Annotated in this window: 21 protein-coding genes; 10 read left to right on the forward strand and 11 right to left on the reverse strand. The window is 72.9% G+C overall.

What is annotated here, in order from left to right:
* The first annotated feature begins 36 nt into the window (after window positions 1-36).
* The 6 genes from dhaK (at window position 37) to CJ226_RS02070 (ending at window position 6770) form a co-directional block, all read left to right on the forward strand.
* Window positions 37-1029 (forward strand): dihydroxyacetone kinase subunit DhaK, encoded by a 993-nt coding sequence (dhaK, locus tag CJ226_RS02045; protein ID WP_062635993.1) that lies wholly within the window; start codon window positions 37-39, stop codon window positions 1027-1029.
* Entirely contained in the window at window positions 1029-1670 is a 642-nt protein-coding gene (gene dhaL, locus CJ226_RS02050; RefSeq protein ID WP_102208398.1) for a dihydroxyacetone kinase subunit DhaL, read from the forward strand. Before dhaK ends, dhaL begins: the two co-directional genes overlap by 1 nt.
* Complete coding sequence (gene ptsP, locus CJ226_RS02055; RefSeq protein ID WP_102208169.1) at window positions 1667-4216, forward strand: phosphoenolpyruvate--protein phosphotransferase; 2550 nt, start codon at window positions 1667-1669, stop codon at window positions 4214-4216. The genes dhaL and ptsP overlap by 4 nt, the downstream gene beginning before the upstream one ends.
* Before the next feature lie 108 nt (window positions 4217-4324).
* A complete protein-coding gene (paaI, locus tag CJ226_RS02060; RefSeq protein WP_102208170.1) occupies window positions 4325-4750 on the forward strand; it encodes a hydroxyphenylacetyl-CoA thioesterase PaaI in 426 nt (141 codons plus the stop codon).
* Between the two features lie 31 nt (window positions 4751-4781).
* Window positions 4782-6098: a phenylacetate--CoA ligase PaaK gene (paaK, locus tag CJ226_RS02065; RefSeq protein WP_102208399.1), complete on the forward strand. Its 1317-nt coding sequence runs from the start codon at window positions 4782-4784 to the stop codon at window positions 6096-6098.
* Window positions 6099-6161: 63 nt separating this feature from the next.
* Window positions 6162-6770 carry a TetR/AcrR family transcriptional regulator gene (locus CJ226_RS02070; protein WP_102208171.1) on the forward strand — a complete coding sequence of 203 codons (609 nt, stop codon included), beginning with the start codon at window positions 6162-6164 and terminating at the stop codon, window positions 6768-6770.
* An 85-nt stretch (window positions 6771-6855) separates the two neighbouring features.
* Here CJ226_RS02070 and paaZ read toward each other — a convergent pair whose 3' ends face one another.
* The 8 genes from paaZ to CJ226_RS02110 all read right to left on the reverse strand — a co-directional run bounded on the left by paaZ (window position 6856) and on the right by CJ226_RS02110 (window position 16889).
* A complete protein-coding gene (paaZ, locus tag CJ226_RS02075) occupies window positions 6856-8937 on the reverse strand; it encodes a phenylacetic acid degradation bifunctional protein PaaZ (RefSeq protein WP_102208400.1) in 2082 nt (693 codons plus the stop codon).
* Between the two features lie 14 nt (window positions 8938-8951).
* A complete protein-coding gene (locus CJ226_RS02080; protein WP_102208172.1) occupies window positions 8952-9827 on the reverse strand; it encodes a 3-hydroxyacyl-CoA dehydrogenase family protein in 876 nt (291 codons plus the stop codon).
* Window positions 9824-10570, reverse strand: a complete 747-nt coding sequence (locus CJ226_RS02085) for an enoyl-CoA hydratase/isomerase family protein (protein ID WP_180964512.1) — start codon at window positions 10568-10570, stop codon at window positions 9824-9826. Before CJ226_RS02085 ends, CJ226_RS02080 begins: the two co-directional genes overlap by 4 nt.
* Entirely contained in the window at window positions 10567-11757 is a 1191-nt protein-coding gene (locus CJ226_RS02090; RefSeq protein WP_102208173.1) for an acetyl-CoA C-acyltransferase, read from the reverse strand. Before CJ226_RS02090 ends, CJ226_RS02085 begins: the two co-directional genes overlap by 4 nt.
* A gap of 119 nt (window positions 11758-11876) precedes the next feature.
* Complete coding sequence (locus CJ226_RS02095; RefSeq protein ID WP_102208174.1) at window positions 11877-13196, reverse strand: MFS transporter; 1320 nt, start codon at window positions 13194-13196, stop codon at window positions 11877-11879.
* A gap of 134 nt (window positions 13197-13330) precedes the next feature.
* Window positions 13331-14755, reverse strand: a complete 1425-nt coding sequence (locus CJ226_RS02100; RefSeq protein ID WP_102208175.1) for a dihydrolipoamide acetyltransferase family protein — start codon at window positions 14753-14755, stop codon at window positions 13331-13333.
* Complete coding sequence (locus CJ226_RS02105; RefSeq protein ID WP_102208176.1) at window positions 14752-15780, reverse strand: alpha-ketoacid dehydrogenase subunit beta; 1029 nt, start codon at window positions 15778-15780, stop codon at window positions 14752-14754. The genes CJ226_RS02100 and CJ226_RS02105 overlap by 4 nt, the downstream gene beginning before the upstream one ends.
* Window positions 15777-16889 (reverse strand): thiamine pyrophosphate-dependent enzyme, encoded by a 1113-nt coding sequence (locus CJ226_RS02110; protein ID WP_102208177.1) that lies wholly within the window; start codon window positions 16887-16889, stop codon window positions 15777-15779. Before CJ226_RS02110 ends, CJ226_RS02105 begins: the two co-directional genes overlap by 4 nt.
* Window positions 16890-17039: 150 nt before the next feature.
* Between CJ226_RS02110 and CJ226_RS02115 the strand changes: the two genes are divergently transcribed.
* The 4 genes from CJ226_RS02115 (at window position 17040) to CJ226_RS02130 (ending at window position 22272) form a co-directional block, all read left to right on the forward strand.
* A complete protein-coding gene (locus CJ226_RS02115) occupies window positions 17040-17477 on the forward strand; it encodes an Lrp/AsnC family transcriptional regulator (RefSeq protein WP_062636010.1) in 438 nt (145 codons plus the stop codon).
* 161 nt (window positions 17478-17638) lie between these two features.
* Entirely contained in the window at window positions 17639-19252 is a 1614-nt protein-coding gene (locus tag CJ226_RS02120; protein ID WP_102208178.1) for an HNH endonuclease signature motif containing protein, read from the forward strand.
* A gap of 48 nt (window positions 19253-19300) precedes the next feature.
* Window positions 19301-20779, forward strand: coding sequence for an aldehyde dehydrogenase family protein (locus CJ226_RS02125; RefSeq protein WP_257996451.1), 1479 nt, complete (start codon window positions 19301-19303; stop codon window positions 20777-20779).
* 2 nt (window positions 20780-20781) lie between these two features.
* Window positions 20782-22272: a GMC family oxidoreductase gene (locus CJ226_RS02130; protein ID WP_102208179.1), complete on the forward strand. Its 1491-nt coding sequence runs from the start codon at window positions 20782-20784 to the stop codon at window positions 22270-22272.
* Window positions 22273-22338: 66 nt separating this feature from the next.
* Here CJ226_RS02130 and CJ226_RS02135 read toward each other — a convergent pair whose 3' ends face one another.
* From CJ226_RS02135 to CJ226_RS02145, 3 genes are read right to left on the reverse strand one after another with little or no spacing between them, the layout of a single operon-like run.
* A complete protein-coding gene (locus CJ226_RS02135; protein ID WP_102208180.1) occupies window positions 22339-22725 on the reverse strand; it encodes a DUF202 domain-containing protein in 387 nt (128 codons plus the stop codon).
* Between the two features lie 13 nt (window positions 22726-22738).
* Window positions 22739-23095 (reverse strand): YidH family protein, encoded by a 357-nt coding sequence (locus CJ226_RS02140; RefSeq protein WP_025103854.1) that lies wholly within the window; start codon window positions 23093-23095, stop codon window positions 22739-22741.
* 25 nt (window positions 23096-23120) lie between these two features.
* The gene (locus tag CJ226_RS02145; RefSeq protein ID WP_102208181.1) at window positions 23121-24764 is read right to left on the reverse strand and encodes an amidohydrolase; all 1644 of its coding nucleotides are present in this window, start codon (window positions 24762-24764) and stop codon (window positions 23121-23123) included.
* Window position 24765: the final 1 nt, after the last annotated feature.

Consider the following 24765-nt stretch of genomic DNA (forward strand, 5'->3'; position numbering starts at 1 on the left):
GCTCGAGACTCACGCCGCATCAAAGGAGATCGCAGGATGAAGAAGCTCATCAACGCCCCGGAGGACGTCCTCGTCGAGTCCCTGAAGGGCGTCGCCGCCGCACACCCCGAACTCTCGGTCGACCTGGAGAACCACGTCATCACCCGGGCGACGCCGAAGGCTCAGGGCAAGGTGGCCGTCGTCTCCGGCGGCGGATCCGGCCATGAGCCCCTGCACGGCGGCTACGTCGGCACCGGGATGCTCGACGCGGCCGTCGCCGGCGAGGTCTTCACCTCGCCCACCCCCGACCGCGTGCAGGTCGCCACCCAGGCGGTCGACCGCGGCGCCGGCGTGCTGCACATCGTCAAGAACTACACGGGCGACGTGCTGAACTTCGAGATGGCCGCGGAGCTCGCCGCCATGGAAGGGATCGAGGTCGGCACGGTCGTCGTGGACGACGACGTGGCCGTGCAGGACTCGCTCTACACCGCGGGGCGCCGAGGCGTCGGCCTCACGGTCCTGCTAGAGAAGCTCGTGGGGGCCGCTGCGGAGGAGGGCCGCGACCTCGGGGCCGTGGTCGACCTCGCGAAGCGCATCAACGGTCAGGGGCGCTCCATGGGCATGGCCCTCACCAGCTGCACGGTCCCCGCCGCGGGCAAGCCCACCTTCGACCTCCCCGACGACCAGATGGAGATCGGCATCGGCATCCACGGCGAGCCGGGCCGCCACCGTGAGCCGCTCGCCCCCGCGTCGGAGATCGCGCGGCAGCTCGTCGAGCCGATCCTGGGCGACCTCGACGCCACCGGCCCCGCGATCGTGATGCTCAACGGCATGGGGGCCACGCCCCTGATCGAGCTCTACCTCATGTATGGCGAGGTCGCGTCGATCCTGGAGAAGTCCGGCGTGCAGATCGCGCGCAACCTGGTCGGCAACTACATCACCTCCCTCGACATGGCCGGATGCTCCGTCACGGTGCTCAAGGCCGACGACGAGTTGCTGCGCTTGTGGGACGCCCCGGTGATCACCCCCGGCCTGCGGTGGGGCGCGTGATGGCGGCCGTCGGCACCGACGCCCTCGTCGACTGGATCTCCCGGTACCGGGAAGCCGTCACGGCGCAGCGGGACTGGCTCACGGAACTGGACTCCGCGATCGGGGACGCCGATCACGGCGCGAACATGGCGCGGGGCTTCTCGGCGGTGGGGGAGAAGCTCGCGGCGACGACGCCCGCGACGATCGACGAGCTGCTCAAGACCGTCGGCATGACCCTGGTGAGCTCGGTGGGCGGCGCGAGCGGCCCCCTCTACGGCACGTTCTTCCTGCGCATGGGGATGTCCGCCGGTGCGGTGACGTCGCTCGACGGATCGGCGCTCGCTGCCGCGCTCCGGGCGGGCCTCGAGGGCCTCGTCGCGCGGGGCAAGCCCGAGGCGGGCGACAAGACGATGTTCGACGCCATGGCGCCCGCGGTGGACGCCTTCGACGCGGCCCTCGCCGGAGGAGCCGATACCGCGGCCGCCGCCAGGGCGGCGGCGGATGCCGCGGCCGCCGGCCGCGACGCCACGGTGCCGCTCGTCGCCCGGAAGGGCAGGGCGAGCTACCTCGGTGAACGCAGCGCGGGCCACCTCGACCCCGGAGCCGCCTCGACCGCGCTCCTGTTCGAGGCGCTCGCGGCGGCCCTCGCGGACGCCGGATGATCGGGATCGTCGCCGTCTCCCACAGCGCCCGGCTCGGGGAGGCGGCGCTCGAACTCGCCCTGCAGATGGTGCCGGGCGGCGGCGTGCGGGTCCGCGTGGCGGCCGGGGCCGGCGTGGACGCGGACGGCGCGCCCATCCTCGGGACGGACGCCGTCGCGGTCTCGGCGGCGATCGATGAACTCGCCGCCGAGGTCGACGGCGTGCTCGTGCTCATGGACCTCGGGTCGGCCGTGCTGAGCGCCGAGCTCGCGCTGGAGCTGCGCAGCAGCGACGTGCCGGTGCGGCTCGCGCCCGCGCCATTCGTCGAGGGGCTCCTCGCCGCGGTGGTGGCCGCGGCGGCCGGGGGAGACCTCGATGCGGTCGCCGCTGAAGCCGCCTCGGCGCTGGCCGCGAAGACCGGTCAGCTCGGCCCGACGGACGATGCGACGGCAGGGGACATCGAGACGTCGCCCGCGGAGCGCGCTCCTGACGGGTCGGAGCCGGCCGGGGAGACGGTGTCCCGTCGTGTGCGGGTGCGCAACCCTCTCGGCATCCATGCCCGCCCCGCCGCGCTGATCGCGGAAGCGGCGGCGGGCGCGGACGTGCGTCTGCGGCGGTTGCCGGACGGCCCGGAAGCCGCGGCCGGGAGCTTGACCCGGTTGCTCGCACTCGGCGCGCGGCAGGGGACCGAGTTCGAGCTCACGGGTCGGGGAGCGGATGCCGAGGCGGCGATCGAGCGCCTGGTCTCGCTCTTCCAGGGCGGGTTCGGCGAGGGCGTCGAGACGGACGAGGGCGCCGCCGGCAGCCCCGGAACCGCACCCGCACCCGCGCTCGGCACGGCCGGGGACGACCAGACCGGAACCGGGGCCGACCACGCGTCCGCGCCGCCGCCGGAGATCGTCTCCGGGACCGTGCTGCAGGGCCGTGGGGTCAGTCCCGGACGGGTGGCCGCGAGGGCGGTGTCCCTCGCACCGGCACTCCCGGAACCGGATGCCGAGACCGTCGTCCCGCCGGAGGGTCGGGAGGCGGAGGTCTCCACCATCGAGTGGGCGGCGGTCGCCGTCGCCGATCAGCTGCGTTCGCGCGCCGAACGGGCCCGCGGAGAGGCGCGGGCGATCCTGGACGCGTCCCGGCTCCTCGCCTCGGACCCCGAGCTCGTCGCCGAAGCCACCGCCCTCGTGCGCGCACAGGGGCGGACGGCGGCGCGGGCGGTCTGGGAGACGTCCGCGGCACACGAGGCGGCGCTCGCAGCGCTCGGCGGGAGGATGGCGGAGCGCGCCGCCGACATCCGTGACGTCCGCGACCGCATGATCGCCGAGATCCTCCGGGTGGACATGCCCGGGGTCCCCGAGCGCGACGAGCCGTTCGTGCTCGTCGCGACCGACCTCGCTCCCGCCGACACGGCAGCGCTGGACGGCGGGAGCTGCGTCGCTCTCGTGACCGCGGACGGCGGGCCCACGTCGCACACGGCGATCATCGCGCGGGCGCTGGGACTGCCCGCCGTGGTCGGAGTGCCAGGGGCGACCGGCATCCCCGAGGGCGCCATGCTCCTCGTCGACGGGGATCGCGGCACGGTCCACGTCGACCCGGACGAGGCGGAGATCGCCGAGGCGCGGGCCGCGGCGGTCGTGGTGACCTTCGACGGACGGGGCCGTCTCGCGGACGGGACCCGCGTGCCGCTCCTGGCCAACGTCGGGGGCGCCGCGGATGCCGGGAGCGCGGCCGCGGCGCACGCCGAGGGGGTCGGACTCTTCCGCACCGAGTTCTGCTTCCTCGACCGGACAGCGGCGCCGAGCATCGAGGAGCAGGTCGAGGCATACCGCGGGGTGCTGCGCGCATTCCCCGGGCGGAAGGTCGTCGTGCGCACGCTGGATGCGGGGAGCGACAAGCCGTTGCCGTTCGCGAACGACGACGACGAGGAGAACCCCGCGCTCGGTGTGCGGGGCCTGCGCCTCTCCCGTCGCCGGCCCGCACTCCTCGACGATCAGCTCCGCGCGCTGGCCAGGGCCGCCGATGCGGAATCCGCCGAGGTGGAGGTCATGGCCCCGATGGTCGCCACGGTCGACGAGGCCGCGGAGTTCGCCGCGCGGTGCCGTGCCGCGGGGCTGGACAGAGCGGGGATCATGATCGAGACCCCGGCGGCGGCGCTGCTGGCCGCCGAGCTGTTCGAGGTCGTGGACTTCGTGAGTCTCGGGACCAACGACCTCGCGCAGTACACCCTCGCCGCGGACCGGCTGTCCAGTGCGCTCGCCGATCTCAACGATCCCTGGCAGCCGGCGGTCCTGCGGCTCATCGGGACGGTCGGGGCGGCGGGACGCGCGGCGGGCAAGGCCGTCGGCATCTGCGGGGAGGCGGCCGGTGACGCGGCACTCGCCCCCGTGCTCGTGGGGCTCGGCGCGACCTCGCTGTCGATGACGCCGCGCGCCCTCGGGCGGGTGGCGGCCGCCCTCGAGGCCGTGGGGCCGGACGAGTGCCGGCGGGCGGCGGAGGGCGCGAGCCGCGCGGCGACCGCTGCGGAGGCACGGCAGGCAGCAGCTCTCGTGCTCGGCGGGGGCGGCGCCGGCTGAGCCGTACGGCTCCTGCGTCCCGTCTTCTTGTGTTACTGACCGATCGTTCAGTTAGTATGGGCGGACGGGACGCGGTCGTCCCGTCCCAGCGCGACGAGGAGGTCGGCGATGACGGAGGCGACGGATACGGCGGAGGCCGTGCGGCCGAACCGGGCCATGATGGAACGCGACCGGGCCTCGGCGATGCTCGGGCTCGTGGTCGAACGCGACGACCCGGGGCACGCGGTCGTGTCGATGCGCGTCCGTGAGGACATGACCAACGGCTTCCAGATCACTCACGGTGGGCTCGTGTTCGCGCTCGCCGACACCGCCTTCGCGATCGCCTGCAACGAAGACGATCGGGTGACGGTGGCCGCCGGTGCCGACATCTCGTTCCTCAAGCCCACCGTCGCGGGGCAGACGCTCACCGCGACGGCCATCCGCCGCACCCGCACCGGTCGCTCCGGCCTCTACGACGTGACGGTCGTGGACGAGCAGGGCGACGCGGTCGCCGAGTTCCGCGGCCGCTCCCGCACCACCTCCCAGACCTTCTGATCCGCCGTTCCGAGGAGTCCCCGTGTCGACGATGACCGCCCCCGCCTCCGCCCTCCGCCCGCCGACGACCGACGAGCTCGACCCCGAGGAGCGGATGAGCCGCGCCGAGATCGAGCGCCTGCAGCTCGAGCGCCTCCGGTGGACCGTGCAGCACGCCTATCGCAACGTGCCGCTCTACACGCGGAAGTTCGACGAGGCGGGCGTGCATCCCGACGACATCCGCACGCTCGACGACGTGCACCGGCTGCCCTTCACCACCAAGGACGACCTGCGCGAGACGTACCCGTTCGGGATGTTCGCGGTGCCGATGGCCGACGTCGCCCGCATCCACGCGTCCAGCGGCACCACGGGCCGCCCGACCGTCGTCGGCTACACGCGCGGCGACCTCGACCGCTGGGGGACGCTGGTGGCCCGGTCGCTCCGCGCCAGCGGCATCCGGCGCGGCATGAAGGTGCACAACGCCTACGGGTACGGCCTGTTCACGGGCGGGCTCGGGGCGCATGCCGGCATCGAAGCCCTGGGCGCCACCGTGATCCCGATGTCGGGCGGACAGACCGCCCGACAGGTGCAGCTCATCCGCGACTTCGAGCCGGACGCGATCCTGTGCACCCCGAGCTACCTCCTCACGATCGCCGACGCGATGGCCGCGCAGGGTATCGACCCGCGGTCCACCTCGCTCCAGGTCGCGGTGCTCGGCGCGGAGCCCTGGACCAACGAGATGCGGCACGAGCTGGAGCAGCGGCTCAACATCGACGCCCTCGACATCTTCGGGCTCAGCGAGGTGATGGGGCCGGGCGTCGGCAACGAGTGCCTCGAGACCAAGGACGGCCCGCATCTGTGGGAGGACCACTTCCTGCCCGAGGTGATCGACGGCGACACCCTGCAGGCGCTGCCGGACGGCGAACGGGGCGAGCTCGTCTTCACCTCGCTCACCAAGGAGGCGTTCCCCGTCATCCGCTACCGCACGCGCGACATCACCCGCCTGCTCCCCGGCACGGCGCGTCCTGGCATGCGGCGGATGGAGAAGGTCACCGGGCGCAACGACGACATGATCATCCTGCGCGGCGTCAACCTCTTCCCGACGCAGATCGAGGAGCTGGTGCTCGGGATTGAGCAGCTCACGCCGCACTTCATCCTGGAGCTGACGAAGGAGGGCCGGATGGACGCCCTCACCGTGCGCATCGAGCGGCACCCCGACCTGTCCGTGGAGACGTGCGAGGCGGCGGCGCAGGTGCTGGTGCAGCGCATCAAGGTGTTCATCGGCTCGTCGGTCGCCGTGCGGCTCGAGGAGCCGGGGGCGCTGCCGCGCAGCGAGGGCAAGTACAAGCGCGTCTACGACCTGCGCTGACACGCGGGGGTGTCGGCGTCGACCTCCGCGATGCGCGCGGCGGGCGGTGCGAGACTGAGGGGGATGTCCGAGATGCAGACCACGCGGCGCGGCCGCCCCGGGTACGACCAGCAGGGGATCCTCGCCGTCGCGGTGGCCGCCTTCAACGAGCACGGCTACGACGCGACCTCGATCGGGATGCTCGCCGAGCGCCTCGGGCTGTCGAAGTCGGCGATCTACCATCACTTCGGGTCGAAGGACGAGATCCTCGACCGGGCCCTCGACAGCGCTCTCGGCGGGCTGGAAGCGGTGGTCGACGCGCCCCTCCCGGACAGCGGGGGAGCCGCCGATGCGGTCGCCCGCCTGGAGCACGTGCTCCGCGGGGCCGTCCATGTGCTCGTGGACCAGCTCCCCGCCGTGACGCTGCTGCTGCGCGTGCGCGGGAACACCGACGTCGAGCGCCGCGCCCTCACCCGGCGGCGGGCGTTCGACCGCCGCATCACGGCCCTCGTCGCGGAGGCGCAGGCCGAGGGTGCCCTGCGCTCCGACATCGATGCGGCCGTCGTCGCCCGACTGACGTTCGGCATGATCAACTCGATCGTCGAGTGGTATCGCCCCGGTGGTCGCGAGGGCGCTGACCGCCTCGCCGACGACGTCGTCGCGATCGCCCTCGACGGCCTCCGCCACCCCTGACTCGCGAGACCCCGTCTTCGCGCCGAGGCCCCGCCGTCTCCGCGTGGGAAGGGCGGGGCCTCGACGAGAACCCGGGGTCTCGAGATCAGGCGGGGGTGAGCTCCTTCGCGACGAGAGTCAGGACGTCGTAGGTCGCGACGAGCTCGTCGTCCTGGTTCTTCAGCACCGCGTCCCAGCGCACCTCGCCGTACTCGTCGGTCTCCCGCGGCGTGATCTGCTTGGCGGTGAGCTCGACGCGGATCTCGTCGCCGGGGGACACCGGGGTCACGAAGCGCAGGTTCTCCAGCCCGGAGTTCGCGAGCACGGGCCCGGGAGCCGGGTCGACGAAGAGCCCCGCCGCCCACGACACCAGCAGGTAGCCGTGGGCCACGCGTCCGGGGAAGAACGGGTTCGCCGCCGCCGACGCCTCGTCCATGTGCGCGTAGAACGTGTCGCCCGTGAACGCCGCGAACGTCTCGATGTCGTCGAGGGTGACGGTGCGCGAGGGGCTGACGACCTGATCGCCGATGCGCAGCTCCGCCAGCGACTTCCGGAAGGGGTGCACGCCGTCGTCGGTGTCGAACGGGCGGGCCGAGGCCCCCTGGTGCCAGACGCCGGTGAGCGCGGTCATCATCTCCGGGGAGCCCTGCACCGCGGTGCGCTGCATGTGGTGCAGCACCGCCCGGATGCCGCCGAGCTCCTCGCCGCCGCCGGCGCGACCGGGGCCGCCGTGCACGAGGTTCGGGAGCGGGGAGCCGTGGCCGGTCGAGCTGCGGGCGTCGTCGCGGTCGAGGAAGAGTACGCGGCCGTTGTACGCGGCGATCCCCGCGGCCAGCGTCGTCGCGACCTCCGGGTCGTGCGTCGCGACGCTGGTGACGAGCGAGCCGCCGCCGCGGGCCACGAGTGCCGCCGCCTCGTCCAGCGTGCGGTAGCCGAGGATGCTGGAGACGGGGCCGAACGCCTCGATCTCGTTCACGGCGGGGCTCGTCGCATCGGTGAAGCGCAGGAGCATGGGCGCCACGAACGCGCCGTCCTCCGCGGGGCCCTCGCTGCCGTCCGCGCGGCGGACGGTCGGCGTCTCGGGGGAGCCGATCACCAGCTCGCCCCCACCCTCGCGGAGCCGCGCCACCTGCCGGAGCACCTCGTCGCGCTGAGCCGTCGAGGCGAGCGGTCCCATCGTCACGCCCTCCGCGCGCGGGTCGCCCACGACGATCCGCGCGGCGAGCCGGTCGCGCACGGCGGCGATCACGTCGTCCACCGCGTCCTCCGGCACGATCGCCCGCCGGATCGCGGTGCACTTCTGCCCGGCCTTCGACGTCATCTCCGCCACGAGCTGCTTCACGTAGGCGTCGAACTCCGGGGTGCCGGAGGCCGCATCCGTGCCGAGCACCGAGGCGTTGATCGAGTCGGTCTCGCTGATGAAGCGGACCCCGCCGGTCTGCACGGCGTCGTGCGCCCGCAGCCGCTCCGCCGTCGACGCCGAGCCGGTGAACGCGACGAGGTCGCCGAGGCGGAGGTGGTCGAAGAGGTCCGGCACACTGCCGGACACGAGCTGCAGCGACCCCTCGGGCAGCAGACCCGACTCCACCATCACGCGCACCATGGCCTCGGTGAGATACCCGGTGGGGGTGGCGGGCTTCACGACCGTGGGGACACCGGCGAGGAAGGCCGGCGCGAACTTCTCCAGCGAGCCCCACACAGGGAAGTTGAAGGCGTTGATCTGCACCGCCACCCCGGGCAGCCGGGTGTAGATGTGCCGACCGAGGAAGGAGCCGTCCCGCGACAGGTTCTCCACGGCGCCGTCGACGTAGACCTTCGCGTTCGGCAGCTCCCGGCGGCCCTTGCTGGAGTACGCGAAGAGCACGCCGATGCCGCCGTCGATGTCGACCCAGGAGTCCTGTGCGGTGGCGCCGGTGCGGCTGGAGAGCGCGTACAGCTCCTCCTTGCGGGCAGTCAGCGCGAGCGCGAGCTGCTTGAGCAGCACGGCGCGCTGGTGGAACGTGAGCTCGCCGAGCGCGGCCTGACCGGTGGTGCGGGCGAAGTCGAGCGCCGCGCCGAGGTCGAGACCGGTGGTGGAGACGCGGGCGACCGTCTCCCCGGTCGAGGCGTCGCGCACCTCGGTGGCGTCCGTGTCGGAGGCGGGCGTCCACCAGGAGCCCTGCACGTAGCTGGGGAGGATCTCGGTCATGGGGGTTCCCTTCATCAGTCGTCCCATTCGTAGAAGCCGCGTCCGCTCTTGCGGCCGAGGTGTCCCTCCGCCACGAGGCGGCGCAGCAGGGCCGGGGGTTCGAAGCGCGCGCCGAGCTGTGCCGCGAGGTACTCGGCGATGCCGAGCCGGACGTCCAGCCCGACGATGTCGGTGAGCCGGAGCGGTCCCACCGGGTGCTTGTAGCCGAGGGTCATGGCCGCGTCGATGTCGGCCGCGGAGGCGACGCCGTCCTCGAGCATCCGGATCGCCTCGAGGCCGAGGGCGACGCCCAGACGTGACGACGCGAAACCGGGGGCGTCGGCGACGACGATGGGCGTCTTCCCCAGCGCGCGGACCCAGGAGGCCGCGTCCGCGACGAGAGTCTCCGCGGTCGCGCCGCCACGGACCACCTCCACGAGGGTCGAGGCGGGCACCGGGTTGAAGAAGTGCATCCCGAGGAAGCGCTCGGGGCGGTCGAGCACCGCGGCGAGCTCGTCGATCGAGATGGACGAGGTGTTGGACGCCAGGGCCGCGTCGTCGGCGAGGTGGCGCTCGACGCGGGTGAGGGCGTCGATCTTGAGCGACAGCTCCTCCGGGACGGCCTCGACGACGAGGGTGCAGTCCGCGAACAGGGCGGCGTCGGTCCCAGTCGCGAACCGGGCGCGATACGCCTCGGCGGTCTCGATCGCCGTGCCGCGGGAGAGCGAGGCGTCGATCGACCCGTGCACGCGGGCGGCGGCGGCCGCCGCGGCGTCGTCGTCCCGCTCGACCACCGTCACGGGGGCTCCGGCGAGGAGGAAGGCGTGGGCGATGCCGGCGCCCATGCGTCCACCGCCGAGCACGCCGACGCGGGCCGGGGCTGCGGCTTCGGGGGAGGAGGGCGCGCTCATCGGTCTCTCCGTTCCAGGAAGGCGGTCATGCGACGGTGCTTCTCCGCGCTCTCGAACAGCGCGGCCTGCTCCTCGAGGTCGACCGCGGGGTGCTGGTCGCGCGGCGCCCGGAACACCCGCTTGGTCGCGATGGTCGCCGCGGGGTCGTTGCGGGCGATGCGGTCGGCGACCGCGTGGGCGGCGGCGAGAAGGTCGGCGGGTTCGTGCAACGAGGAGACGAGACCGATGCGGACCGCTTCCTCGGCGTGCACCGTGCGGCCGGTCAGCAGCAGCTCGATGGCGCGGGCGTCGCCCACGATCTCCTTGAGGCGCCAGCTCGCTCCGGCGGCGGCGAGGATGCCCAGGCCGGTCTCCGGGTTGCCGATCTTCAGGGTCGGCGTCGCGAGGCGGATGTCGGCGGCATACGCGAGTTCCGCGCCACCGCCGAGCGCGTAGCCGTCGATCGCGGCGATGACGGGCATCGGCAGCTCCGCGACGCGGACGAACGCGTGGGCGTTGATGCCGCGACGGGCGTCGTCGGCGCGGCGTTCGCGCAGCTCGGCGATGTCGGCGCCCGCCGCGAACACCCCGTCGGCGCCGGTGAGGATGAGCGTGCGCGGCGTCTCCTCCAGCTCGGCGCACAGCGCGTGCAGGGCGTCGATCGTGGCCTGGTCGATCGCGTTGCGCTTGTGCGGACGGTTCAGGGTCGCGACGACGCGGTCCGCGGTGCGGGTGACGAGCAGCGGCTCGTCCGCGCCGCTCACACCTTCTCCAGGATCACGGCGGTGCCCTGGCCGACGCCGACGCACATCGTGGCGAGGCCGTAGCGGGAGTCCTCGCGCTCCATGCGTCCCATCAGCGTCACGAGCAGGCGCGAGCCGGACGAGCCGAGCGGGTGCCCGAGAGCGATGGCGCCGCCGTCGGCGTTCACGCGGTCCTCGTCGAGGCCGAGCCGCCGGATGCAGGCGAGCGACTGCGAGGCGAACGCCTCGTTGAGCTCCACGGCGCCGATGTCGTCGAGGGAGAGCCCCGAACGGCGCAGCGCCTTCTCCGTCGCGGGGACCGGTCCGAGTCCCATGATCTCCGGAGCCAGGGCGGCGGAGGTGCCGACGACGATCCGGGCGCGGGGCGTCAGTCCGTGGCGCTCGACGGCTTCGGCGCTCGCCACGAGCACGGCCGAGGCGCCGTCGTTGAGGGCGCTGGAGTTGCCGGCCGTGACGACCTCTCCGCCGGCCACGACGGGACGCAGGCGCGCGAGCACCTCGAGGGTGGTATCCGGGCGCGGGCCCTCGTCGACGAGCACCTCGCCGTCGCGGACGGGAACGCCGACGATCTCCGGGGCGAATCGCCCGGCGGCGATCGCGGCGACGGCGCGCTGCTGCGAGCGGACGGCGAAGGCGTCGGCCTCGGCGCGGGTGATGCCGTCGACGCGGGCGACCTCCTCCGCGGTCTCCGGCATCGTGAAGGTGGCCTTGTCGCGTGCGGCGAGGCGCGGGTTCGGGAAGCGCCAGCCGATCGAGGTGTCGAAGGCAGCGCCGGGCTTCGCCCACGCCTTCTCCGGCTTGGCCTGCACCCAGGGGGCGCGGGTCATGGACTCGACGCCGCCGGCGACGAGGAGATCGGCGTCGCCCGCGCGGATCGCCTGCGCGGCCATGGTGACGGCGGACATCCCGGAGGCGCACAGGCGGTTGACCGTGATGCCCGGCACGGTGTCGGGGAGGCCGGCGAGGAGCACGGCCATCCGGGCGACGTTCCGGTTGTCCTCTCCGGCCTGGTTGGCGGCGCCGAGGATGACCTCGTCCAGCTCCGTACGCGCCGGGTCGAGCCCGGCGCGGCGCACGGCCTCGCCGACGACCAGCGCCGCGAGGTCGTCGGGACGGACAGCGGAGAGGGTGCCGCCGTAGCGGCCGACCGGGGTACGGACCCCTCCGACGAGGTAGGCCTCTGGCATGCGGATCTCCTGACTTCGTCGTCCTAGTGTGGTCCGGGAGCGGCCGGTCGTGAATTACTGACCGATCGTAAGGTAATTATGGCACAGGCGCACGGCCGGCCGCGATCCCGGACCAGGAGTCAGACGCTGAGATCCACGCCCTTCGTCTCCTTCACCAGCGAGACGCCGATGAGCGAGATGAGCGACGCGACCGCGATGTAGACGCCGATCGTCCACGCGGCGTGGAACTGGTTCAGCAGCGCCTCCGCGATCATCGGTGCGAATGCGCCGCCGAGGATGGCGCCGAGGGCGTAGCCGATCGAGACCCCCGAGTAGCGCACGTTCGCGGGGAACATCTCGGCGTACAGCGCCGCCTGCGGCCCGTACGAGAGTCCGAGCGCGAACGTCATGACGAACAGGGCGACGAAGTACCAGACGATGTTCGCGGTGTCGATGAGGAACCACATCGGGATGGCCCACACCGCGAGGGCGACGTACCCGATCTGGAACGTGCGGATGCGGCCGAGGCGGTCGGACAGCGCGCCGCCCCACAGTGTGAAGATCAGCCAGCCGAACGAGGCGAGCGTGGTCGCCAGCAGCACCGGCGGGCGCTCCATGCCGAGAGCCGTGACGGCGTACGTCGCGAAGAACGCGATCAGCAGGTATCCGGCGGCGTTGTTGGCGATGAAGATGACGGCCGTGAGCACGACCTGCTTCGTGTGTGCGCGGAAGAGCTGCCCGAGCGGCGCCGAGGCCTCCTTGCGGCGGCGACGGAGGTCTTCGAACACGGGGCTCTCGTCGACCGCGCGACGGATGACGTAGCCGACCGCGATGAGCGCGATCGAGAGCAGGAACGGGATGCGCCAGCCCCACTCGAGGAAGGCCTCGGGGGACATCGAGCTCGTGAGGGCCCAGAGGGTGAAGGTGGCGAGGATCATGCCGACCGGCACGCCGATCTGCGGGAACGCGCCGAAGAGGCCGCGCCGCGTCGTCGGTGCGTGCTCGACGGCCATGAGGGCTGCGCCGCCCCACTCGCCGCCGGCCGAGAAGCCCTGCAGGATGCGCAGGAGGATCAGGAGGATCGGGGCGGCGACGCCGATGGCGGCGTACGTCGGCAGCAGGCCGATGAGGGACGTGGACAGTCCCATCATCACGAGGGTGAAGACGAGCATCTTCTTCCGGCCGAGCTTGTCGCCGAGGTGTCCGGCGACGATCGCGCCGAGTGGGCGGAAGAGGAACGAGATGCCGATGGTCGCGAACGAGAGCACCTGGGCGAGCCCGGGGCTCGACTCCGCGATAGGAGCGAGGAAGAGCGGGGCGAGCACGAGGCCCGCCGCCTGGGCGTAGATGAAGAAGTCGTACCATTCGATCGACGTCCCCACGAGGGTGCCGGCGAGGACGCGTCGCTCCTCGGCGGGCATCCTTCCGGTCGACGAGGCGGCTGCGGTGGCTGAGGTCATGCGAACTCCGTTGTTCTGCGAGGGGGAGCGCCGACGCGGGTACGTCGGCGATGACTTACCGAATGATCGGTCAGTAATCGCCGAGCGTAGCGTATCGGCGCTCCGCCCACGAGGGTTCGCGGGCCGGGTCGACCTCAGACCCGCCCGAAGGCGCGGAGCGGATGCTCGATGAGCTCCACCACGCGACGGAGGAATCCGGCCGCATACCCGCCGTCGCAGACCCGGTGGTCGAACACGAGCGAGAGCTGGACGATGCGACGCGGCACGATCGCCCCGTCCACGACCCAGGGCCGCTCGATGATCCGGCCGATGCCGAGGATCGCGACGTCGGGGTGGTTGATGATCGCCGCAGAGCCGTCGACGCCGAGCCCGCCGTAGTTGTTGAGGGTGAAGGTCGAGCCGCGGAGCCGCTCGGGCGGGAGCGTGCCGGCGCGCGCGGTGGCTGCGAGCTCGCGCAGGGCGGCGTCGAGGTCGGCGACCGTGAGCCGGTGCGCGTGCGGGACGACCGGGACGAGGAGGCCGCGTTCGGTGTCGGCCGCGACGCCGAGGTTCACGCCGTCGAACGAGATCAACTCGGAGCCGTCGTCGCTGAGCCGCGAGGCGAGGACCGGGTAGTCCTCCAGTGCGAGCAGCACGAACCGCGCGAGGAGCGCCGTGATCGACGGGGCCTTCCCGCCCTCGGGAGCCATCTGCCCGCGGAGGTTCCAGAGCTCGGTGGCGTCGACGTCGACCCACACGGTGGCCTCGGGAATCTCGGAGCGGCTGCGGGCGAGCCGGGCGCTCACGGTACGGCGCAGCGGGGACAGGCGCTCGCGACTGCGGACCGGGAGGCCGTCGATCTCGCCGCTGGGAGCGGTCGCGGAGGTCGGCGCCGGGGCCGCGGCGACGCCGTCCACCGCATGGTCCACGGCGGCGCGCAGCACGTCGGCGCGGGTGATCGCCCCGTCCGCTCCGGTGGGGGAGATCGCGTGCACATCGAGGCCCAGATCGCGGGCGAGGCGCCGCACGAGTGGCGACCGCACGGCGACCGGAGCGGGTCGCGCGGCGTCGCGGGCGGCCGGTGCGGGCGACTCCGGAGCGGTCGCGGCGGGTGCGGCGGGTGCGGGTGCGGGTGCTGACGAGGCGGGGGCCGGTGTGGGGCGTGGCGCCGCGGGGCGCCGTCGCCGACCCGTCGAGGCGGACGCGGAGGTGCCGTATCCGATGAGGACGTTGCCCGACCCCGCACGCTCCTCCTGCCGATACGCCTCGTGCTCGGGCTGCGCGGCGGGAGTCTGCGGGGCGGACGCGGTCTCCTCACTGCCGGGGTCGTCGACCTCCAGCACCGGGGCCCCGACGTCGATGGTGTCGCCGGGCGTGCCGTGCAGCGCCGTCACGACGCCCGCGAACGGCGAGGGCAGTTCCACGACGCTCTTCGCGGTCTCGACCTCGGCGATGGCCTGGTCGGTCGCGATCGTGTCGCCGACAGCCACGAGCCACTGCACGAGGCCGGCCTCGGTGAGTCCCTCGCCGAGGTCGGGGAGGCGGAACACGCGGGTCGCGGTCTTCACCGGGGTGCTCATGCCTCGTCCTCCCAGTGCAGCGTGTCGATCGCGTCGAGCACCCGATCGACGTCCGGCAGATACCAGTGCTCGAACTTCGGCGGCGCGTAGGGGGTGTCGAAACCGGTCACCCGCCGCACGGGGGCCTCCAGGTACTCGAAGCAGCGCTCGAACACCCGGGCCTGGATCTCGGAGGCGACGCTGGCGAATCCCGGGGCCTCGGCGATCACGACCGCGCGTCCCGTGGAGCGCACCGCCGCGGTGACCGTCTCGTCGTCGAAGGGGGAGAGGGAGCGCACGTCGACCACCTGCGCGCTGCGCCCTTCGCCTGCGGCGACCTCCGCCGCCTCCAGCGCGAGCGGCACGGAGGCCCCGTACGCGAGGAGGGTCACGTCGGTGCCCTCCCTGGCGATGCGCGCCGCGCCGATCTCCGCCGTCACCGCGGTGTCGACCTCGCCCTTCGACCAGTAGAGCTTCTTGGGCTCGAGGAAGACCACCGGGTCCGGCGAGGCGATGGCCGCGCGGAGCAGCGAGTAGGCGTCCTGCGGGGTGGACGGGCTCACGACGGTGAGGCCGGGCGTGTGCGCGTAGTACGCCTCGGACGAGTCGCAGTGGTGCTCGACGCCCCCGATGCCGCCGCCGAACGGGATGCGGATCACGAGCGGCATGCGCATCCCGCCGCGGGTGCGGTTGCCGAGCTTCGCGACGTGGCTGACGATCTGCTCGAACGCGGGGAGGGCGAAGGCGTCGAACTGCATCTCGACCACGGGGCGCATCCCGTTCATCGCCATGCCGACGGCGGTGCCGATGATGCCGGACTCCGCGAGCGGGGTGTCGAAGCAGCGGTCCTCGCCGAAGCGGGCGGTGAGTCCGTCCGTGATGCGGAAGACGCCGCCGAGGGCTCCCACATCCTCTCCGAACACGACCACGTCGGGGTCGGCGGCGAGGGCGTCGGCGAGGGCGCGGTTGAGAGCGGCGGCCATGGTCATGGTCGTGGTGGTGCCGGCGTCCGTCGCGACCGGCGTCTCGTGCTCGGCGATGGTCATCGGGGGCCTCCGGTCGTCATCGTCTCAGCGGGGTGGGAGCGCTCGATCTCGTCCCGGAGGAGCTGCCACTGCTCCTCACGCTGCGGCGAGCGGGTCGCGGTCACGAAGCGGAAGAGGTCTTCCGGGTCGAGCTCCGCATCGGTGTTCAGGGCGGTGCGCATGGCGGCGGCGATCTCCTCCGCGCCCGCGGCGAAGCGCGACTCGGCCTCGTCGTCCAGCGTCCCCGTCGCGGTGAGGTGCGCGCGCAGGCGGAGCAGCGGATCGCGGGCGAGCCACGCCTGCACCTCGTCGCGCTCGCGATAGCGGGTGTCGTCGTCGGCGTTGGTGTGCGCCTGCATGCGGTACGTGTGGGCCTCGACGAGGGAGGGGCCGCCGCCGGCGCGGGCGCGGTCGACGGCTTCCGTGAGCACCGCGAGGACCGCGGCCACGTCGTTGCCGTCGACGCGCTGTCCCGGCATGCCGTAGCCGACCGCCTTGTGGGCCAGGGAGGGGGCGGCGGTCTGCCGGGAGAGGGGAACCGAGATCGCGAACTCGTTGTTCTGCACGAAGAACACGACGGGCACGTGGAACACTGCCGCGAAGTTCATCGCCTCGTGGAAGTCGCCCTCGCTCGTCGCGCCGTCGCCGCAGAGCGCGAGCACCACGGTGTCCTCGCCGCGGTGCTTCGCCGCCTGCGCGAGGCCGACCGCGTGCAGGAGTTGGGTCGCGAGCGGGGTGGCCTGCGGGGCGACGCGGTGCGCGCGCACGTCGTAGCCGGAGTGCCAGTCGCCTTTGAGGAGCACCATCGCCTCGGCAGGCGCGACGCCGCGGGCGATCACGGCGACCGAGTCGCGGTACGTGGGGAAGAGCCAGTCGGTGTCGCCGAGCACCATCGCCGCGGCCACCTGGCAGGCCTCCTGGCCGTGCGATGACGGGTAGACCGCGAGGCGTCCCTGGCGCACGAGCGCGCCGGCCTGATCGTTGATGCGACGGCCTTCGACGAGGCCGCGGTAGGCCGCCAGCAGGACGTCGGCGGCGGGGAGCGCGTAGGTCTCGTCGGGGAGGGTGGTCCCGTCCTCGGCGATCAGTCGTACCGCGGTGTCTCGCGGGAGCATGTCGTGGGAGTGCATCCGTCCGCCTTCCTTGCCGAACTCGATGAGGACAGCATGCCGCGCGTGCGACAGTCATCCAAGATCCGTCGCGGGATCGTGGACGATTGCTCGCGACGTGCCAAAATGGCTTCCGAAATGTCAGGATTTCCCGGACGGGAGAGGGGTGCCATGGCGGCGCTGGACGAGACGGATCGCGCGATCCTCGCGGAGTTGCGGCGGGATGCGCGGGCGTCCATGACCGCGATCGCCGAGGCGGTGCACATCTCCCGCGCGGGGGCGCATGCCCGCATCAAGCGGCTCACCGACGCCGGGGTGATCACCGGGTACACCGTGCGCACCGACCCCGTGCTGCTGGGGCATCACGCGAGCGCGTACGTGACCCTCGCGATCGAGCAGGCCACGTGGCAGGAGGTGAGCGCGCGGCTGCGGGCGATCCCGGAGATCGAGCACATGGCGCTCGTCGGCGGCGACTTCGACGTGCTGCTGCTCGTGCGCGCCAACGACGCCCGCGACCTGCGCCGCATCGTGCTGGAGGACATCCAGGCGATCCCGTCGATCCGCTCGACCCGGACGATCCTGATCTTCGAGGACTTCGACCGGGTGTGACGTTTGTTTCCTGCGGCGGGGGTCGTTGGGGTGCGGTGGTGTGGAGGGGGGATCGCGGGTCTCTTCGTGTGCAGGAGGAGTCCTTCGCGCGTGCTGGAATATCGCTCTGAACAGGGGTAATCGGGCCTCGCAATGTCGGTGGCCATCTGTTGAATCGTCGTATGGAAGGCACCCCGGCAGCGGTTCTCGACGACACGGTCGTCGCTCTCGACGCCGTGCTGCAGTCCGGCGCCGTGCGCGCTCTCGATGCCGGGGAGATGATGGACCTGCTGCGGCTCGCGGGCGAGATCCAGCGCCGTGTGGAGGCGGTGATCGTGGAGACGGTCGCGAGCGCCGATCCGCGTCCGGCGGGGTCCGGGGAACCGGCGTTCTGCGGACGGTTCGGCTGTCGCTCGATGAACGAGTTGCTGCAGAGGGTGCTCCGTACCGACGGCGCGTCCGCCGCGCGGGTGGTGAAGGCCGCGCGGTTGGTGCGGCGCGAGGTCGATCTCTCCTCCGGGGAGTGGCTGCCGGCGCGGTGGCCGGCGCTGCGCGAGGCCCTCCTCGACGGGGCGATCGGCGTGACGGGGCTCTTGGCCGCGACCGGGCCGATCGAGCAGGCCGGCCCTCGCGTGCGCCTCGCCGACCGCTGGGAGGCGGACGCGTATCTCGCGGACGTCGCTCGTGGCGAGGAGAGTTGCGACGGTGCCGACAGTGATGGCGCCGAGAACAGTGATGACGCCCAGAACGAGCCCGGTCCGGCGCCGACGCCCGAGGAGCTGCGGGTGCGGGCGCAGCTGATCGTGCAGTACCTCGACCCCGACGGCGCGGAGCCTGCGGAAGACATCGCGCTGCGAGCACGGGGTGTGGTGCTGGGGCGCGCCAAGGACGGCGTGATCCCGGTCCGGGGCGCACTGCTGCCCGAGGTCGCGGGGCAGCTGCAGCGGATCTGGGACGCCTACCTGAACCCGAAGGTCGATGGTCCGCCGCTTCCCGGTGTGCACTTCGTCCCGTCCGCGGAACTCGCGGATGCCGAGCAGCGGGACACGGCGGTGTCCCCGGACGACGATGTGCTCCCGGCCGGCGACCCCGGCGGCATGGTCGACGGGCGCACGCGGGCACAGAAGCAGCACGACGCGCTCGCGGCGGCTCTGGGGATCGCGGCACGGCACGACGACATGCCGCGGCTGGGCGGCGCCGCCCCGACACTCGTGGTCACGGTCGGCGCCCAGGACTATGCCACCGGGCGCGGCTGGGCGCGGGTCGAGGGCGTCGAGACGCCGGTGTCGACGCGGGTCGCTGCGCACACGGCGTGCGGAGGGACGGTCCAGCGGGTCGTGCTGGGGGCCGGCGGGAGGATCGTCGGGCTCGAGTCGAGCGACCGGATCTTCACCCCCGCGCAGCGCCGGGCGATCGGCGTGCGGGACGGCGAGTGCCTGATCCCCGGGTGTCACGTCCCCGCGGCCTGGTGCGAGATCCACCACGTCACGGAGCACGCGCACGGGGGTCCGACGCACACCGACAACGGGGTCGCGCTGTGCTGGCACCATCACCGCACCCTGGACACCTCGGGGTGGCAGATCCGCATGCGAGAGGGAGTGCCGCAGGTGCGAGGGCCGGCGTGGTGGGATCCGAGGCGACGATGGCGCACGCCGCGCCCGGCGCCTCCCGGCTCCACCCACCGGACGGGGGCCCGATTCGCTCACGCGGGACCGGCTCGGGAGCGCATCCTTCGCGCGGGGACATCTCCGGCGCGCTCCGCGACAAGTGCGGCGGCAAGGGCCGACCGAGAATGAGAAGAAGACCGGCGTCCGCGCCGTGACCCGCTCGAAGGAGAGACACCGATGTCCGATTCCGCCGTTCCCGTAGCCGTCGACTCCGGATCCGCCGATGCCGCGGCGTCCGCCGCTGCGGCGCTGCTCGACCGCATCCAGGCCCCGCAGGGCGAGGGGCGCGAGATCCCCGACGCCGCGACGCGGGAGGTCATCGGACGCGCGCCCGTGGCCACCGTCTCCGACCTCGACGACGCCATCGCCCGCGCGAAGGCCGCGCAGCCCGCGTGGGAGGCGCTCGGGCACGAGAAGCGGAGCGCACTCCTCCTGGCCGCGGCCGACGCGATCGACGCGAACGCCGAGGGGCTCGCCTACCTCCTGTCGCGGGAGCAGGGGAAGCCGCTGAACGGCCCCAACGCGCGGTTCGAGCTCGGCGCCTGCTCGGCCTGGCTGCGCACCAACGCCACGACCGTCCTGGAGCCGCAGGTGCTCGTCGACGACGAGACGCTGCACGCCGAGCTCGTCTATAAGGCGGCCGGTGTGGTCGGCGCCATCGGGCCGTGGAACTGGCCGCTCATGATCACGATCTGGCAGATCGGTCCGTCGCTGCGCATGGGCAACACGGTCGTCGCGAAGCCCAGCGAGTACACCCCGCTGAGCGTGCTGGCGATGCTCGCGGTGATGAACGATGTGCTGCCCGCCGACGTCCTCATCGGCGTCTCCGGCGACCGCGAGGTGGGCGCCCGCCTCGCCTCGCACCCCGACATCGCCAAGATCATGTTCACTGGCTCCACCGCGACCGGGCGCCGCATCATCGAGAGCTCCGCGGGCAACCTCGCCCGCCTCACGCTGGAGTTGGGCGGCAACGACGCGGGCATCGTGCTCCCCGGCACCGATCCCTCCGCGATCGCGGAAGACCTCTTCTGGGGTGCGTTCATCAACACCGGACAGACCTGCGCCGCCATGAAGCGCCTCTACGTGCACGACTCCGTGTACGACGAGGTCGTGGACGCGCTCGCCGCGATCGCCGCGCAGGTGCCGATGGGCAACGGGCTCGACGAGGGCAACGTGCTCGGACCGCTGCAGAACCGCCCGCAGTTCGACATCGTCCGTCGCCTCGTCGACGATGCGCGGAGCCGCGGCGCCCGGATCGTCACGGGTGGCGAGCCGGCCACCGAGCTCGGCGAGCTGTTCTACCGGCCCACCATCGTCGCCGACATCGACAACGACGCGGCACTCGTGCAGGAGGAGCAGTTCGGTCCCGCGCTTCCCGTCATTCGCTACAGCGACGTCGACGAGGCCTTCGCGCTCGCGAACGCGCTCGACGTGGGCCTCGGCGCCTCGGTGTGGGCGAGCGACCCGGAGGAGGCCCGCGCCGTCGCCGCGCGCATGCAGTCCGGCACGGTGTGGATCAACTCGCACGGCGGGCTGCACCCGATGGTGCCGTTCGGCGGCGTGAAGAGCTCGGGCTACGGGCTGGAGTTCGGCGTCGAGGGGCTCAAGTCCGTCGCCGTCACCCAGGTCGTCTCCGGACCCGGCCGGAAGGCGTGAGCGTGACCGCGGCGAACAACGGCGCGGTGCGCTCCGCCATCGTCGTCGGTGCCGGCACGTCGGGAGCCATCGTCGCGCGGCGTCTCACCGACGCCGGTGTCGCGGTGACGCTCGTCGAGGCGGGTGGCTATGACACGAACCCGGCCATCCACGACCCCTCGCGGGCGGGCGAGCTCTGGCACTCTGCCGAGGACTGGGACTTCTTCACCGTGCCGCAGCCGCACGCGGCCGGTCGTCGGCTGCATCTTCCTCGCGGCAAGGTCACTGGTGGGTCTCACGCGCTGAACGCCATGATCTGGGTGCGCGGCGCGGCCTCCGACTACGACGCGTGGGAGGCGGCCGGCGCGACCGGATGGGGCTGGGCCGAGGTCGAGCCGATCTACGACGCGATCGAGAACGACCTGCTGCCCGTGACCGACGACTACGCGCTCGCACCCATCCAGGCTTCGATCATCGACGCCGCCGTCGAGGAGGGGCTGCCGCGCAACCCGAACTACAACGGGGGCACGCTCGACGGGGTCTCGCAGGAGCAGGTCACGATCACGGACGGCCGCCGCGTCAACACCTGGACCGCCTATGCGCAGCCCGTCGCCGACCGGATGACGATCCTCACCGGTCGCGCCGTCCACTCCGTGATCGTGCGCGCCGGTCGTGCGGTCGGCATCCGGCTGGGGGAGGGCGACGACGCCGAGGAGGTCTTCGCGGACCAGGTCATCCTCTCGGCGGGAGCACTCGGCACTCCTGTCATCTTGTTGCGCTCGGGCATCGGTCCCGCCGCTGAGCTGAGTGCCCTCGGCATCCCCGTCGTGCACGACGCCCCCGCTGTCGGCAAGAACCTGCACGACCACCTCCTGTCGCCGGTGATCTTCGCGACGGAGAAGAAGCCCGTCGGCCCGCCGCAGCCGGGGGTCTCCGTCACGCAGAGCCACCTGTTCTGGCGCAGCCGCGACGGCCTCGCGCAGCCGGACACGCAGCCCATCCACTTCTCCGTCCCGATGTGGGGAGAGCTCGAGCCGAAGGGCACCGACGGGTTCACGCTCATGGCGGGCCTGGTGACGCCGTACAGCCGCGGCGAGCTGCGCCTCGCCGGTCCCGGCCTCGACGACCTGCCGCACATCGACCTGGCAGCGCTGGAGGATCAGCGAGACGCCGACGCCCTCGCGGCCTCCGTGCGCCAGTGCCGCCGTATCGGCAGGCAGCCCGCGCTCGCCGAGGAGTGGGGAGCGGTCGAGGTCTACCCCGGGCCGGACGTGGCGGACGACGACGTGGAGGAGTGGGTGCGCCGCACCGCCATCACCTATCACCACCAGGTCGGCACCTGTCGCATGGGCTCCGACCCGGAGTCCGTGGTCGATCCGCAGCTCCGGGTGCGCGGGATCGAGGGGCTCCGAGTGATCGACGCCTCGGTCATGCCGACCGTGCCCACCGGCAACACCAACGCGCCCGCGGCCATGATCGGCGAACGCGGCGCGCGGTTCCTCCTCGCGGACTGAGGGAGGGCGGCAAGGGGACGCGGGGCGTTCACGGCATCTGTCGCGTTCGCCCCGCGCTCCTGCGTGTCAGCGCGTGAGCAGCGTCACGGCCACGAGCGCGAGGGCGACGAGACCGAAGCCGGTCGCGAACACCGTCAGCGCGAGCGGGAGTGCGCCGCCGGGCAGCGGCCCGCGCGCCCGGGCGGTGAGCACCGCGGTCGTCCGGCGCTGCCGACGGCGCGCGGCGATCCAGAGCAGCGCCGCCGTGCCGACGCCCAGCACGCCCGGGACGAGGCCCCACCCCTCGGCGCCGGTCGGCAGCACCAGGGGGAACACCCGCAGCGACAGCAGCGAGCCGACCGCGATCGCGAGGGCCGTGCGCCGCCAGGCCAGCTCCGTCCGCTCCGGCTGCAGCCCGGGATCGTACAGATCGGGCGCCGAGGTGTCGGGCACCGGAGTATCGGGGGCGGTCATCGGCAGGGCTCCGTCAGCGCCACAGCACCCCGGCGAGGACGAGCAGCCCCGTCGTCACGACGACCACGGCGAGCACCACCGCCGACAGCGCGCCCGGCAGGGGCCGTCCCTGCCGGAGGGCGCGTTCGGCCCGCATCCACTCGAACCAGGCGAGCGGTGCCACGGCCGTGCCGGCGATCATCAGCAGCAGCGAGGCGGCCAGCCGGAAGCCGGGGTGCAGGTCGAGGCCGAGGACCTCGAGCGCGACGCCACCCGCGATCAGGGCCAGGCCGGTCCGGGTCCAGGCCAGGAACGTGCGCTCGTTGGCGAGGGAGAAGCGGGGATCGGGCTCGTCCCCGACCCGGTAGACGGAGGCGGGGAAGCGGCGCATGCGCCCATCGTACGGCGTGGCGCGCTCAGCGCTCGTGCACCGCGCGCCCGGCGAACCACGTCGAGACGACCTCGGTGTGCACGATCTCCTCCGCCGGTCCGCCGATCGCATCCCGTTCCAGGATCACGAAGTCGGCGGACTTGCCGGGGGTCAGGGAACCGGTCTCCGCGCCGAGCCCCATCGCCGTCGCGGCGTTGATCGTGAAGACCTCCAGCGCCTCCTCGGCCGAGATCGCCTGCTCCGGCCACAGCGTGCCTGCGGCGCGGCCGAGCGGATCGGCCCGTGTCACCAGCCCCTGCAGGCCCTCGAGCGTGTTCGGCGACTCGCTCACCGGCCAGTCCGAGCCGCCGGCCACGAGAGCTCCGGCGTCGAGGAGGGCACGGTTGGGCTGGGAGTGCTCGGCACGCTCTCCCAGCACGTCCGCCAGCGCCTGGGGGATGACGCCCGGGTACCAGATGAACGGGGAGATGTCGGCGGAGACGTCGAGGGCCGCGAGCCGGGGGATGTCGCTCTCCGCGAGGAACTGCCCGTGCGCGATCTGCAGCGGCGTCGTGAGGCCCTCCGCGCGCAGGCGCTCGGCGGCGTCGAGCACGAGGCGTGCCGACCCGTCGCCGGTGCAGTGCACCTTGGCCCCGAGACCGCGGGCGGCGACGGCCCGGAGCCAGTCGGTGAGCTCGTCGAGGGTCATGGTCGTCTCGCCGTGGAAGTGTGCCCCGTGCACCGGATCCGCCGGATACGGGTCGAGGAAGGAGGCGGTGCGAGCGGGCGGCACACCGTCGAGGAAGATCTTCACGAAGTCCGGGCGATGGTGCGGCGTGCGGAACTCCTCGCCCCGGTCGAGGAGGGGAGCGCCGATGGGGTCGAACCCGAAGATCTCGTCGTTGATGAGGAGCGAGGAGACGACCCAGGCATGCAGCTCGTCGGCGCGGTCGAGCCCGGCGAGCGCGCCGAGGATGTCGACGGAGACCCCCGCGTCCTGGAACGCCGTGATCCCGAACGAGTTCAGCAGCTCGATGCCGCGGCGCGACGCGGCGGCATGCTGCTCCGGGGTGAGTCCGCCGCTGCGGTCGTACGCCTCCTGCACCGGGATGCCCGCGGCCTCCAGGAGCACGCCGGTGGGCGTGCCGTCGTCGGGGTCGAGCAGCGTGACCCCGGAGGTCGGGATGCTGTCCGCCGTGATGCCGGCGAGCTCCAGGGCCCGGGTGCTGGCCCAGCGGTTGTGGCGGGAGTCCTCCATGAGCGCCACCGGCCGTCCGCCCGCCGCCTCGTCCAGCCGGCGCCGCGTGGCGGTGTTCGCGAGGGTCGGCAGCAGGGTCGTGGCCACGGCGCCGCCGACGATCCACGCGTCCTCGGGCAGCGCCTGCGCCTTCTCCCGCACCCGGTCGAGGATCTCGTCGAGCGTGAGGGACGGGGCGAGCGACAGTTCGAAGAGCTCGGTCCGTCCGGCGAGCGCGTGGTGGTTGTGCACGTCCACGAAGCCGGGGTAGACGGCCGCGTCGCCGACCTCGACGACCCGCGTGCGGCGGCCCCGGAACGCCTCCACGTCGGCGCGGTCGCCGACGGCGAGGATCCGTCCGTCGCGCACCGTGAAGGCCTCGGCGCGCGGACGGGCGCGGTCGGACGTGCGGATCACGGAGCCGGTGACGAGGAGGTCGGCGACGTCGGTCATG

The sequence above is a fragment of the Microbacterium sp. UMB0228 genome (genome assembly GCF_002871415.1).
In the GTDB taxonomy this organism is placed as follows: domain Bacteria; phylum Actinomycetota; class Actinomycetes; order Actinomycetales; family Microbacteriaceae; genus Microbacterium.